This window comes from Pseudomonas sp. (assembly GCF_036404235.1).
Taxonomy (GTDB): Bacteria; Pseudomonadota; Gammaproteobacteria; order Pseudomonadales; family Pseudomonadaceae; genus Aquipseudomonas.
Map to the genome: position 1 here is coordinate 1 of NZ_DASWOT010000154.1, position 12,031 is coordinate 12,031.

Annotated in this window: 14 protein-coding genes; 8 read left to right on the forward strand and 6 right to left on the reverse strand. The window is 56.8% G+C overall.

The features are described from left to right. Positions 1-407 precede the first annotated feature (407 nt). The 6 genes from VGC62_RS19260 to VGC62_RS19285 all read left to right on the forward strand — a co-directional run bounded on the left by VGC62_RS19260 (position 408) and on the right by VGC62_RS19285 (position 7,192). Positions 408-2,069: a GMC family oxidoreductase gene (locus VGC62_RS19260; protein ID WP_331188676.1), complete on the forward strand. Its 1,662-nt coding sequence runs from the start codon at positions 408-410 to the stop codon at positions 2,067-2,069. Positions 2,070-2,269: 200 nt separating this feature from the next. After that, complete coding sequence (locus VGC62_RS19265; RefSeq protein WP_331188677.1) at positions 2,270-3,919, forward strand: phosphoethanolamine--lipid A transferase; 1,650 nt, start codon at positions 2,270-2,272, stop codon at positions 3,917-3,919. Further along, entirely contained in the window at positions 3,912-4,577 is a 666-nt protein-coding gene (locus VGC62_RS19270; protein WP_331188678.1) for a class I SAM-dependent methyltransferase, read from the forward strand. The genes VGC62_RS19265 and VGC62_RS19270 overlap by 8 nt, the downstream gene beginning before the upstream one ends. Before the next feature lie 133 nt (positions 4,578-4,710). Then, positions 4,711-5,844, forward strand: a complete 1,134-nt coding sequence (gene rnd, locus VGC62_RS19275; RefSeq protein WP_331188679.1) for a ribonuclease D — start codon at positions 4,711-4,713, stop codon at positions 5,842-5,844. Further along, entirely contained in the window at positions 5,841-6,134 is a 294-nt protein-coding gene (locus VGC62_RS19280) for a YcgL domain-containing protein (RefSeq protein ID WP_331188680.1), read from the forward strand. The genes rnd and VGC62_RS19280 overlap by 4 nt, the downstream gene beginning before the upstream one ends. A gap of 125 nt (positions 6,135-6,259) precedes the next feature. Continuing rightward, positions 6,260-7,192: a D-2-hydroxyacid dehydrogenase gene (locus VGC62_RS19285; RefSeq protein WP_331188681.1), complete on the forward strand. Its 933-nt coding sequence runs from the start codon at positions 6,260-6,262 to the stop codon at positions 7,190-7,192. 134 nt (positions 7,193-7,326) lie between these two features. Here the strand turns inward: VGC62_RS19285 and VGC62_RS19290 are convergent, their stop codons facing one another. After that, positions 7,327-7,920 (reverse strand): nitroreductase family protein, encoded by a 594-nt coding sequence (locus VGC62_RS19290; RefSeq protein ID WP_331188682.1) that lies wholly within the window; start codon positions 7,918-7,920, stop codon positions 7,327-7,329. Positions 7,921-8,210: 290 nt separating this feature from the next. Between VGC62_RS19290 and VGC62_RS19295 the strand changes: the two genes are divergently transcribed. Next, entirely contained in the window at positions 8,211-8,660 is a 450-nt protein-coding gene (locus VGC62_RS19295; protein ID WP_331188683.1) for a YcgN family cysteine cluster protein, read from the forward strand. 120 nt (positions 8,661-8,780) lie between these two features. Here VGC62_RS19295 and VGC62_RS19300 read toward each other — a convergent pair whose 3' ends face one another. The 4 genes from VGC62_RS19300 to VGC62_RS19315 all read right to left on the reverse strand — a co-directional run bounded on the left by VGC62_RS19300 (position 8,781) and on the right by VGC62_RS19315 (position 10,979). Beyond that, a complete protein-coding gene (locus VGC62_RS19300; RefSeq protein WP_331188684.1) occupies positions 8,781-9,155 on the reverse strand; it encodes a DUF2892 domain-containing protein in 375 nt (124 codons plus the stop codon). An 83-nt stretch (positions 9,156-9,238) separates the two neighbouring features. Continuing rightward, positions 9,239-9,727, reverse strand: coding sequence for an RNA methyltransferase (locus tag VGC62_RS19305; RefSeq protein WP_331188685.1), 489 nt, complete (start codon positions 9,725-9,727; stop codon positions 9,239-9,241). 131 nt (positions 9,728-9,858) lie between these two features. Next, positions 9,859-10,230, reverse strand: coding sequence for a YajD family HNH nuclease (locus tag VGC62_RS19310; RefSeq protein ID WP_331188686.1), 372 nt, complete (start codon positions 10,228-10,230; stop codon positions 9,859-9,861). A gap of 62 nt (positions 10,231-10,292) precedes the next feature. After that, positions 10,293-10,979 (reverse strand): spermidine synthase, encoded by a 687-nt coding sequence (locus VGC62_RS19315; RefSeq protein ID WP_331188687.1) that lies wholly within the window; start codon positions 10,977-10,979, stop codon positions 10,293-10,295. Positions 10,980-11,085: 106 nt separating this feature from the next. Between VGC62_RS19315 and VGC62_RS19320 the strand changes: the two genes are divergently transcribed. Continuing rightward, complete coding sequence (locus tag VGC62_RS19320; RefSeq protein WP_331188688.1) at positions 11,086-11,382, forward strand: hypothetical protein; 297 nt, start codon at positions 11,086-11,088, stop codon at positions 11,380-11,382. Between the two features lie 122 nt (positions 11,383-11,504). On the opposite strand, the gene VGC62_RS19325 is transcribed toward VGC62_RS19320, so the two are convergent. Further along, positions 11,505-11,978 (reverse strand): cyclic nucleotide-binding domain-containing protein, encoded by a 474-nt coding sequence (locus VGC62_RS19325; protein ID WP_331188689.1) that lies wholly within the window; start codon positions 11,976-11,978, stop codon positions 11,505-11,507. Between the last annotated feature and the right edge of the window lie 53 nt (positions 11,979-12,031).

Here is a 12,031-nt window from a genome sequence, read left to right on the forward strand (position 1 = left end):
TGGCGGTCGCCAAGCAGGCCCAGGCTGACGGTGTGGCGCTGGAAACCACTGAAGAAATGATCGTGGAGGCGATCGAGCGTAACTTCTGGATGCCGAACTATCGCAGCTATCGTCGTAGCGCCGTGTAATGGAAACAGGGCGGATATAAACGCGTTTTGACCCTGCACCTTCATGTGGGAGTCGGGCTTGCCCCGCGACCGGCGGGGAACCCGTCGTAAAACTTGCGCACGCGGTGTGACAGACAGACCGCGCACACCGGGTTTACTGCCGCTGCGCGCCAGATCGCGGGACAAGTTCGCGCCTACAACTGATCACCCGCCGCATGGCAACATGCGGCGGCCTTTTGTTTTGCGCAAAAAAACATCAGGATGCAGCTTCTATAAAAATAAAAGATCAGCGAGGGACGCATGCAAGATGCCAGTGTGCTCTATGACTACGTGATTGTCGGCGCAGGCCCGGCAGGCTGTCTGTTAGCCAATCGGCTGTCGCAAAATCCGGCTCATCGGGTGTTGCTGCTCGAAGCAGGCGGGCAGGACAACTATCCCTGGATTCATGTACCTGTGGGTTACCTCTATTGCATCGGCAACCCACGCACCGACTGGTGCTTCAAGACCGAAGCCGAGCCCGGCCTCAACGGTCGATCGCTCAACTACCCGCGCGGCAGGGTGCTGGGTGGATGTTCGTCCATCAACGGCATGATCTACATGCGCGGGCAGTCTCGCGACTATGACGAATGGGCCGCGCAGGGCAACAAGGGCTGGAGTTGGCAGGACGTACTGCCGATGTTCAAACGCTCGGAAAATCACTATGCCGGCGAATCCGACCTGCACGGTGCGGGTGGCGAGTGGCGGGTCGAGCAACAGCGTTTGTCCTGGCCCTTGCTTGATGCGTTTCGAGAGGCGGCCGCGCAGACGGGCATCGCTTCTATCCCTGACTTCAACGGTGGGGACAATGAAGGTTGCAGCTATTTTCAAGTCAATCAGCGCCGTGGTGTGCGCTGGAACGCGTCCAAGGCGTTTTTAAGGCCGATTGCCCAACGCCATAACTTGACTGTGATGACGGGTTTGGAGGCCTCCCGTATCGAATTTGAAAATGGTCGTGCCAGTGCGGTGGTCGCTCGGGGCGAATCCGGTGAGCGGCACCTGGCTGCGCGTCGTGAAATCATTGTGTGTTGTGGCTCAATCGGTTCGCCCATGCTGTTGCAGCGTTCAGGTATTGGCCCTCGGGCATTGCTGGAAAAACTCGGTATCGGCATTCGCCACGAATTGCCCGGCGTGGGGGGCAACCTTCAGGATCACCTGCAATTGCGGCTGATCTACAAGGTCAGTAATGGGCGCACGCTCAACCAAATGGTCGGCAGCCTCTGGGGCAAGATGAACATGGGCCTGCGTTATGCAATCAACCGCAGCGGCCCGCTGGCGATGGCGCCCAGTCAGCTTGGCGCGTTTGCGCGTTCAGGGCCTGAGCAGGCCGCCGCTAATCTTGAGTATCACGTGCAACCCTTGTCGCTTGAGCGTTTCGGCGAGCCGCTGCATACCTTCCCCGCGTTTACTGCGTCTGTCTGCGATTTGCGTCCGCACAGTCGCGGCACTGTGCAAATACGCTCGGCAGAGGCCAACGCCGCGCCGCTCATTCGCCCTAACTATCTGAGTCACGAGACCGATCTGAAAGTCGCTGCCGATGCCATACGCCTGACCCGCAGAATTGCAGCCGCGCCAGCGCTGGCGCCTTTCCAGCCGGTGGAGTATCTACCCGGCGTTAGCCTGCAAAGTGAAGCACAACTGCGTCAGGCCGCCAGTAGCATAGGCACGACGATTTTCCATCCCGTCGGCACCTGCAAAATGGGGCAGGGGCCAGACGCCGTGGTGGATGAACGCTTGAACGTCCACGGGGTCGCCGGGCTACGCGTAGTTGACGCCTCGATCATGCCCACCATCACCTCTGGCAACACCTGCTCACCGACCCTGATGATTGCCGAAAAAGCGGCTCAGATGATCATCGATGATGCACTGCGGGCTAGCGGTACGCTGGATATGACCAAGGCGGTGCCGAGGGATACGGTCTATTGATAACGTTTGGTGGCCGACATGTTGTCGGCAGTCTTCGCGCCTTGAGGGTTTTTCCTACAAATAAAAGAGCCAAGATAAGACCTTTTGTTTGCATCCTTTTCACAAAAAATTGATGGCGCTCTGCCTAAAGTTCACTACGTCGGAGGAGTGATTTTCCATTGCTCGTTTCGTGTTCCTTAACTTGAGCCAAGTAGGCCCTAATGCTGAACGTTAAAGCAGTTCGTCCCGAGCTTGTGACCGTGCTCGCCAGTATTTTTTTATTGCTCGGGTTCAATATCACCCTCTGGCAGCATTTATTCGCTATTACAGATTCCAATAGCCAGGGCTTGTTATTGCGTGTTGCGTTCGTGGCGATGGTTTTCTGTGTGTTTAACATAGTCCTAACTGTGTTTGCTTTTAGGCCAGTCTTGAAGCCGTTGCTGGTTCTGTTATTCATGATCAGTGCCGGTGTTGCTTATTTCATGAATCAATACGGCGTGATGATTGATGCCGGCATGTTTCGTAACTTCGCTGAAACCAATGCCACTGAAGTGTGGGATTTGCTGTCGCTAAAACTATTGGCCTACATCGTATTATTAGGTGTGCTGCCGTCGGTTATCGTATGGAAGGTGCCTGTCAACTACCGTCGCTGGCACCGAGACTTGATCAGCAAGGTATTGGTGAGTGCGGGCTGTGCGGCGATAATCGGAGGTGTTGCATTGCTCAACTATCAAGGGTTGGCTTCGTTGTTTCGCAATCACCATGAATTGCGCTTGATGGTGGTGCCGAGCAATTACATCGGGGCATCGATCGGTTATCTGAGTGAGCAAGTCGTGTCTGCACAGCAACCGTTTGTGACGCTGGGTGAAGATGCCAAGCTGGACAGTGATTGGTCACAGCACCAGCGCAAATCCTTGACGGTTCTGGTCGTGGGTGAAAGTGCCAGGGCCGAGAACTTTGGCATCCTGGGTTATAACCGCGACACCACGCCACAATTGAAAAAGGAACACGGCGTCATTGCCTTTACCGACGTGCATTCCTGCGGCACTGAAACCGCGGTGTCGGTCCCCTGCATGTTTTCCAACATGGGCCGCAAGGATTACAGCGCGGTCAGCGCAAAAAACCGGGAAGGGGTGCTTGATGTGCTCAAGCATGCTGGCTTGAATGTGGTCTGGCGGGACAACCAGTCGGGCTGTAAAGGCACCTGTGACCGCGTCACGCTGCAGGATGTCAGCAACCTGAAAGACCCCGTGCTGTGCGCCAATAACGAATGCCGTGATGAAATATTGTTGCAGGGGCTGCAAAATTTTATCGATAACCTGGACAAGGATACCGTGCTGGTGCTCCATCAAATGGGCAGCCATGGCCCTGAGTATTTCAAGCGTTATCCCAAAGAGTATGAAAAATTCACACCGGTCTGCGAAAGTAACGCACTTAACAATTGCAGCCGCGAGAGTATCGTCAACGGTTACGACAATACGCTGTTGTACACCGACCATGTGTTGGCCAGTTTGATCGATATCTTGCGCAGTAATCAGAATAAAGTGGACACCGCGATGTTGTATTTATCGGACCACGGCGAGTCTCTGGGTGAGTACAACCTGTTTCTTCATGGCACACCTTACATGCTAGCGCCGGACCAACAAAAACACGTCCCGATGGTGGCCTGGTTCTCTGAGAATTATCAACAGTCTTTTGCCGTTAATACACATTGCCTGCAAAGTGAGCGTAATGCGCCGTTGAGCCAAGACAACTTGTTCCATTCAATGCTGGGTTTGCTGAAGGTCGATACCAAGGTCTATAACCCGGCGCTGGATATGTTCGCCAATTGCAGGGGGATGTATACGGAAGGGGTATTGGCCAATGAGTGATCAGACCTCCGAGCAAGGCAAGGTTCGCGACTATGTACAACGGCATGAACAAGGTTTTGCGCGCAGGCTCAGCCTGTGGCGTGACGCGCAATTGGCCCGCCATGCGTTGCGTGACGCAGGAGAGCCCGGTCTGGTATTGGATCTGCCCTCTGGAGGCGGACGATTCTGGCCTGTATTGGCTGAGCACGCCAACCGGGTAATCCTGGCTGCCGATCCTTCGGCAGATATGCTTTCAGTGGCCGAGGCCCAATCGCCGTCGCACATCCGTCAGCGCATTCGTACGTTCCAGAGTTCGGTGTTCTCCATCGGGTTGTCGGCCAATGCAGTGGACTGTATTTTCTGCATGCGCCTGTTTCATCATGTTGTCGACGGTGGCCAGCGCATGGAGATTCTGCAGGAGTTCCATCGTGTTACGCGCGACACCGCGATCGTTGCGCTGTGGGTCGATGGCAACCTCAAGGCCTGGCGCCGCAGACGTCAGGACCGCTGCCGCCTCGCTGGGGGTGCAGATGAAGTGACGCGCAATCGGTTCGTCGTCAGCAGGTCGGACATCGAAGCAGAGTTTGCCCATGCCGGTTTCGCCATTGTCGATCATCACGATTTTCTACCCGGTTACGCGATGTGGCGGGTGTATGTACTACGCAAAACTGCTAATTGAGGCGATGAGCGGCTCGATTTTGTCAACGTCAGCTCAGGCGCAAATGATGAAGATGCTCAAGACTTGCAGGACGGATGCTCGGTAACCGCTGATAGCGATATATACTGCGCGCCATTCTTCAAGGGAGAGCCGTGTGGCCATCGATATTCACTGGATTCGCGACGACGACAGCCTCGCCCAACATTGCGCACAGTGGCAGGCTCTGCCTTTTGTCGCCCTCGACACCGAATTCATGCGGGTCGATACCTTCTATCCCATCGCAGCATTGCTTCAGATTGGCGACGGTTCGCGCGCCTATTTGATCGATCCATTGCTTATCAGCGACTGGCGTCCATTGGCGTCATTGCTGGAAAACCCCGATGTCATCAAGGTCGTGCATGCTTGCAGCGAAGACCTTGAGGTCCTGTTGCGTCTGACCGGCAGCCTGCCGGCGCCATTGTTCGACACCCAATTGGCTGCGGCCTACCTGAACCTTGGTTTTTCGATGGGCTATTCGCGATTGGTTCAGGAAGTCCTCAACATCGATTTGCCCAAAGGTGAAACGCGCTCCGACTGGTTACAGCGTCCGTTGTCTGACACGCAGATCAGTTATGCCGCAGAAGATGCCGTTCATCTGGCTGAAGTCTACATCTTGCTGCGTCCGCGCCTGTCCGATGACAAATATGCCTGGGTCCTGGAAGACGGCGCCGAGTTGGTGGCCAATTTGCGTCGCGAGATCGATCCCTATGAGGTCTATCGCGAAGCCAAGCTGGCCTGGAAACTGTCCCGCGCTCAGTTAGCGGTGCTGCGCGAGTTGTGCGCCTGGCGAGAAAAAGAGGCCCGCGCGCGCAATCAACCACGCAACCGGGTCCTGCGTGAGCATGCGTTGTGGCCACTGGCTAAAACGCAGCCCGACAATCTCGCTGCGTTGGCCAAGATCGAAGATATGCACCCCAAGACCGTGCGTCAGGACGGTGAGTTTCTGCTCGATCTGATCAAGAAAGCCGGCAGCGTTTCGCAAGATCAGTGGCCACCGGCATTGCCTGAGCCATTGCCGATCGATGCCTCGAACGTATTGAAGTCATTGCGCATCATCGGCCAGCAACAGGCCGAGCGCCTGGACATGGCACCCGAACTGATGCTGCGCAAGAAGACCCTGGAAGCGCTGCTCAAGACCGGTTATCCCGATGGTCCCTATCATTTGCCCGAATCGTTACGTGGCTGGCGTCGCGAGTTGATGGGCCAGACGCTGCTCGACAGCCTGGCCAACCCCGGAGAACAGCTTTGAAACGTATTTGCTCCATCTATCGCAGCCCCCGCCGCAATGAAATGTACCTTTATGTGCTCAAGAGCGATGCCCTTGAGCGTGTCCCGGACGAACTGCTGGCGGCGTTCGGCAAGCCACAACACGCCTTTAATCTGGTGTTGAGCCCTGAGCGTGCCCTGGCACGCGAAGACATCCATGCAGTGCTTGCCAATCTGGAGAAGCAGGGTTACCACCTGCAAATGCCTCCCGCAGAAGACGATTACATCGAGCATCTGCCGGAAGAATTGCTGCGCCGCAACGACCCGATGTAATTGACCCTAGTGAAAAGACCCTGCAAGTCATCGCAGGGGTTTACCGGACTGATGGGTGTTGATCCGCCGCAAAACCGGCCTCGACACAGCCTTGGTCGTACGTCTTGTTTTTTGAGTTTTGAATCATGCGCGTTCTGATCGCTGAACACGATTTTCCCGTTTACACCCAATTGCTTCGCAACGCTGCTCCCGATATTGAAGTGCTGAGCAGTGGTGATTCCGCCGAATTGGCACGAATGGCTGCGGATGCGCCTGTCTGGCTCGGCCAGCCCGACCTGCTGGCGAACCTGCTACGTCAGGGGCACAGGCCTCAATGGCTGCAATCGACTTGGGCTGGCATCACGCCACTGTTGGCCGAGGGCCTGAACCGTGACTACCGCTTGACCCGAGCGGTGGGCATCTTCGGCCAGGTCATGGCCGAGTTCGTGTTGACCTACATGCTGGTCCATGAGCGCGAAGTACTGGCCCGATTGGTCAGCCAGGTGGAACGCAAATGGGACAACCGCCTGGGCCACAGCCTGGCGGGGCGCAAGGCACTGATCGTCGGCACCGGCGATATCGGTGTCACGGTTGCGAGGTTTCTGGTGCCGTTCGGCGTTGAGCTGTACGGCATCGCGTCGACGGCGCGCACCCTGGAGCCGTTTGTGGAGGTCGGCGCGCCGAGCGACCTTGGACGCTTGGCCGGGGAGATGGATTTTGTCATCAACCTGCTGCCCAACACCCCACACACACAAGACGTGTACGATGCGAAGCTGTTTGCCCAATTCAAGCCCAGTTCGTTGTTCATCAACGTTGGGCGTGGTGTTTCGGTGGTTGACGCCGATTTGGTCGAAGCACTCAAGGAAGGACATTTGGCCGGCGCGGTCATCGACGTTTGCCGTCAGGAACCGTTACCGCAACGTCATCCGTTCTGGACAGCCTGGGGCTTGCTACTGACCGGGCACAGCTCCGCGCCGACATCGCCATCGATGATGACGCAGCTGTTTGTCGAGAACTTACAGGCCTATGCGGCGGGTCAGCCGTTGCGCGGGGAAGTGGATTTTTCGAAGGGGTATTGATCTCCGGGGGAAGAACGCAACCGTTGTTGATCAGAATTTAACTCGATCTGTAGGAGCCAACGTGTTGGCGAGGCGATGGACCTATACTGACCGATCCGCCATCTCGCGAATGAATTGGCTCCTACAGGTGAGTGTTAGAGGGTGAAATCGCCTTCGGCTACCAATTCGGCCAGGGGGCGACGCGGGCTCGGTGTCTCACGGCCTTGCAGGTATTCCGGCAAGCTCGATTTATCGCCCAGTTTGCCAATCGCCACGGCGGCGTGCAGTGCATAACCTTCCGGAATTTTAAGCTCTTTGCGGGTTAGCTCCTGATCGAAACCGGCCATGCCGTGTGTGTACCAGCCGCTCAAACTGGCTTGCAACGCCAGATGCCCCCATGCTGAACCGGTGTCGAAGGTGTGCCAGAGCGCCGGTGTTTCTTCGGTCGCGCCAGGCGCAGTAAAGGTGGTCTTGGAAATGATGATCACCAATGCTGATGCATGTTGTGCCCAACTGCGGTTGAACTCGTTGAGCAGCCCTAAAAAACGCTCCCAGTTTGGCGTGTCGCGTCGCGCATAGAGAAAACGCCAAGGCTGTGAGTTGTAAGCGGAAGGCGCCCAACGCGCGGCTTCAAAAAAGCTCAGCAGGGTTTCCTGCGGGATACTTTCGCCGGTAAACGCGCGCGGCGACCAGCGATCGGTAAATTGCGGGTGGATGGTGTGTTCGGGAATACGTAGGTTGGCGCTCATGGAAAATCCTGACGGTAGGGGATGGGCAAGCCGCAAATCCTGACACCTCGTGCCGACAGCCAGGGTTTGCGGCCTGGAGCTGATGGGCCGTGGACGGCAGGCATCGTCGAAATTGGGGATATTGCTCAGGCAGAGTGAGGTTGTGAATGGCATCTGCCCGGCAGTAAAGCTACTGCGCCGTTTGTTCACTGACAAGTCCTGTGCTACCGACAGTCGTAAGTGCTTGGCCGATGTGCCCTGTACCTCTAGACTGGCGGCCTTTTCATTCTCCGATACTGATCCCTACACTCATGGCCGCTAAAGTCGAACCCTTCTGGAAGCGCAAGACGCTTGAGCAACTTGACCCTGCCGAGTGGGAATCCTTGTGCGATGGTTGTGGCCTGTGTTGTTTGCAGAAGCTCGAAGATGAAGACGACAACAGCGTCTACTACACGCGTATCGCCTGCAAGCTACTGGATCTGAAGACGTGTCAATGCACCGATTACCCCAATCGTCGGGCGTCGGTGCCTGATTGCATTCAGCTGACGCCAGGCAAGGCGGATACGTTCAAGTGGTTACCGCCGACCTGTGGTTATCGACTGGTCAGCGAAGGGCAGGACCTGCCGCTTTGGCATCATCTGGTGTGCGGTGATCGCGATGCGGTTCATCAGGCGCGTATTTCGCAGTCTGGGCGCATGGTCAGCGAGAACAGCGTGTCGGAAGATGACTGGGAAGATTATCTGATCTTCCGGGCAGGTTGAGTCGGTTTAGTTACCGGTAGGAGCCAACGTGTTGGCGAAGCGATGGACCTGCTGTGACCGGTCCTGCCTCGCCAACAAGTTCTTTCCTGCATTTGCTTGCACGAGCGTGCGGCAAAGCACTCAAACGTCGTTTTTCGGCGTTTTTGCAGTATCGATACTCTTCACGACGGCTTCTTCAGCGGCCACTTCTGCCTTGGTTTTGAGCGTGCTCAGCTGCGCGCCAGCGCGTTTGATTCGCGTGTTGGCCAACGCCACATCGCCGCGGCTTTTCTCGATCAGCGCCTTGGCCGAGCAATGACCGGTGATGCCGCGTGCCAGTACCGCGCCGCCAATTGCCAGTTGCACCAGGCCGAAGAAGCCGCCGCGCCGTAGCCCTTTGCCCATCATCAACACCCCGCCAGCCAGCGAGCCGATGCGCTCCCAACCTTGTACGTTCTGCTCTGGCTGCTGCTGAAATGAGGTGTCAATTTTTTCAACGATTGGGGTGTCGCTCATGATGTTTCTCCATGATGAGGTGAGGTCTTTAAAGCTGACTGTCTGCGCCTGAATCTGTTCAATACGTTTGGGGAGACTGTCGCTCACCTGCCTTGGGTTTCCCGGCCAAACTGCGGCCCTGAGCGGGTATTGTTGCCTTTGGCCATGCGGTCATAAAGTACGACGTTCACTGTGGCCGCCAGGTTCATGCATCCGGTGGTGGGGATGTACACCACGTCCTCGCACCAATCGCGAATCTCTTTGTCAAGCGAGCCATCTTCTGGGCCGAAGATATAGATCGCCCGGTCCGGATGCGTGTACTCCGGCAGCGCCCGAGCGCCTTCGACCAGCTCCACGGCCACCGGTATGCAGCCCAGGGGAATGATCTTTTTCAGGTCGTCGATGCCAATCAGCGGGATGTCCTGATGAATCTTCTTGGTGTCTGTCACAAAGTCCCGTGCGCGCTCGTACCGCGTGCCGGTATAGAACACCGACGCAACGCCATAGCATCCGGCTGCACGCATCACCGAGCCCACGTTTTCCGGGGATTTTGGGTTGTACAAGCCGATGCAGGCATAGCGTTTGTTTGCCACGGGGGAGGGTGCTCTTCAGGTCAGAGAAAGCGCGGGATTATACGGGAGGGGCAGTTGCAAGCTACACGCGATAGCCACTTGCTTTTACTTCTGCTCGCGGCTTGAAGCTTATAACTTGCAGTTGCTTGCATTCATTCCTTCTTCATCATCCCCGCCAATGCCGCGAACGGGTTGTGCATCGCCTTGGCGGTTTTCGGGCTGCTGGTGGAGCTCTCGGAGAAGTACTGCTGATCGGTATAACGCGAATGTTCGTTATCGTGGCAGTACAGGCACAACAGTTCCCAGTTAGAGCCGTCTTGCGGGTTGTTGTCGTGGTTGTGATCGCGGTGATGCACGGTCAACTCGCTCAGGCGCTTGCCAGCGAACTCGCGAGCGCAGCGGCCGCACACATGGGGATACATACGCAGTGCCTTATCGCGATAACCCATTTCGCGGTCGCGCTGGGCGTCGGCGAGGATGCGATCGAGCTTCGAGGTGTTGGTAGGTGGGTTGGCCGTGCTCATGGTGTCACCTGTTTCAGGTTCGGTTGTCGACGATGCTGCCAGTTTAGCGTGTCCGGCGTTGATCAGCCCTTGAGTTTTTCGGCGATCCAGATCGTGTGCCGGGTGCCTTTGTTACCGTGGGCGTAGACCTTGACCTCTTCTGCCTTGAAGCCTGCCTTGCGCAGCTTGTCGGAAAACGCCGCGTCGGCGCTCGCTGACCACACCGCCAGCAGGCCTTTGGGGCGCAATGCCTGAGCGCAGGCACTGAGGCCGCCAGACGAATATAGCCAGCTGTTGGATTTTTGCGTCAGGCCTTCCGGGCCGTTGTCGACGTCCAGCATGATGGCGTCGAAACCCTGCGGCTCGCTTTTGAGCACTTGCGCCACGTCCTGAATCAGCACCTTGGTTCGAGGGTCCTGCAATGGATTGCCGGACTTTTCGCCCAGTGGTCCGCGATTCCACTCCACGACACCGGGCACCAGTTCAGCGACCACGACTTCGCCATTCTTGCCCAGGTGCTTGAGCGCGGAGGCGAGGGTGAAGCCCATGCCCAACCCGCCGATCAGTACGCGTGGCTGGGCCCTTGACGCGATCTTTTGACAGGGTATTTGTGCCAGCGCGTCTTCGGAGCCGTGCATGCGGGTATTCATCAACTGGCCGCCGTCGCCGCCCTGAATCTTGATCACGAAGTCTTCGCCGTATTCGAACAGGCACAGGGCGCCGCCGTTATTGGGGATCGGTGTGGTGTCGAGCAGAACGAAACGTTTCATGGATAACTCAGTGATGAAATGAAAAACAGTGACGGTTTGCAGCGCACAACCCGTGATCGAGGAGTAGCCTGTGCCGGATAACAATCACAGGCGGCGGAGGCCATCGATGAAGCGTTCTATTCTAACGGCGATTACCCTGGCGATGCTCTCGGTATGTGTGATTCAGGCCGAGACGCTGCAACCGACGCTTAACACGCCTGCGCCCATTTCGTCCGTGCCAGGTGCGCCGGGCACTGCAACACCGACGCCGTACCCGCAAGTATCGCCGCCGAGCATCCCCCACGAAGGCGGTGTGGGTAACCCGCCGTTGCTACCGAAGATCCCGCTGCCCGGGCCGCCGAAAGACGAAGACTTGCCGGGGCTGGAGCAGGATCAGGATCAGGGCTCAACCGAGAAGCCTTGATTCGACGCAAAGGCTCTGTCTGTCGCTCACTTGTCAGCGAGGCTAACTGCCTGCCTGACACGACACAATATTGCTTCGCCAACACGTTGGCTCCTACAGAGGGGTGTACGAGCACTGTTTTTTCAACTCGGCTGCGAAGCCCGTTGCCCATCCATCATGCGCAGGCGTTTTGACAGCGCTACGGCGATTGCACGGATGATCTTGGCGGCGATCTTTGGTGTTTCGTTGATCATCTTGTCCAGTGAGTCCCGACCCAGGTTCAGCAGGTAGCAAGGTGATGCCGCGATGCAACTGGCAGAGCGGCGCTCGCCATCGAGCACTGCCATTTCCCCGAATGTCCGGCCGCTGCGTAGCACCGCAAACTCGATGGGTTTGCCTTCGCTGTTGAGTTTCTGCACTGACACCGAGCCTGAGTGGATGATGCACATGAACGTGCCAGCGTCGCCTTCGTTAAAAATAGCCTGTCCCTTTTCGATGCTGCTGATGCTGAAATACCCCGCCGCGATGGAAAAATCCTCAGGCGTCAGGGGGTCGAACAGACCGCAGTCCATCAACATTTCGCGGATTTCGTTATTCAGTGATGAGGGTGTCGACATGGCTTGGTCTTGTAAAATTTTCAGAATGGGCCGAAATAAAAAGCAGATCCGGA

What these genes read in the sequence shown, in the direction of transcription:
- VGC62_RS19290 (WP_331188682.1), bottom strand. Translation starts at nt 7,920, where the DNA reads ATGAGCGCCAACCTACGTATTCCCGAACACACCATCCACCCGCAATTT.
- VGC62_RS19320 (WP_331188688.1), top strand. Translation starts at nt 11,086, where the DNA reads ATGAAGCGTTCTATTCTAACGGCGATTACCCTGGCGATGCTCTCGGTA.
- VGC62_RS19325 (WP_331188689.1), bottom strand. Translation starts at nt 11,978, where the DNA reads ATGTCGACACCCTCATCACTGAATAACGAAATCCGCGAAATGTTGATG.
- VGC62_RS19270 (WP_331188678.1), top strand. Translation starts at nt 3,912, where the DNA reads ATGAGTGATCAGACCTCCGAGCAAGGCAAGGTTCGCGACTATGTACAA.
- VGC62_RS19300 (WP_331188684.1), bottom strand. Translation starts at nt 9,155, where the DNA reads ATGAGCGACACCCCAATCGTTGAAAAAATTGACACCTCATTTCAGCAG.
- VGC62_RS19265 (WP_331188677.1), top strand. Translation starts at nt 2,270, where the DNA reads ATGCTGAACGTTAAAGCAGTTCGTCCCGAGCTTGTGACCGTGCTCGCC.
- VGC62_RS19310 (WP_331188686.1), bottom strand. Translation starts at nt 10,230, where the DNA reads ATGAGCACGGCCAACCCACCTACCAACACCTCGAAGCTCGATCGCATC.
- VGC62_RS19285 (WP_331188681.1), top strand. Translation starts at nt 6,260, where the DNA reads ATGCGCGTTCTGATCGCTGAACACGATTTTCCCGTTTACACCCAATTG.
- VGC62_RS19260 (WP_331188676.1), top strand. Translation starts at nt 408, where the DNA reads ATGCAAGATGCCAGTGTGCTCTATGACTACGTGATTGTCGGCGCAGGC.
- VGC62_RS19315 (WP_331188687.1), bottom strand. Translation starts at nt 10,979, where the DNA reads ATGAAACGTTTCGTTCTGCTCGACACCACACCGATCCCCAATAACGGC.
- VGC62_RS19295 (WP_331188683.1), top strand. Translation starts at nt 8,211, where the DNA reads ATGGCCGCTAAAGTCGAACCCTTCTGGAAGCGCAAGACGCTTGAGCAA.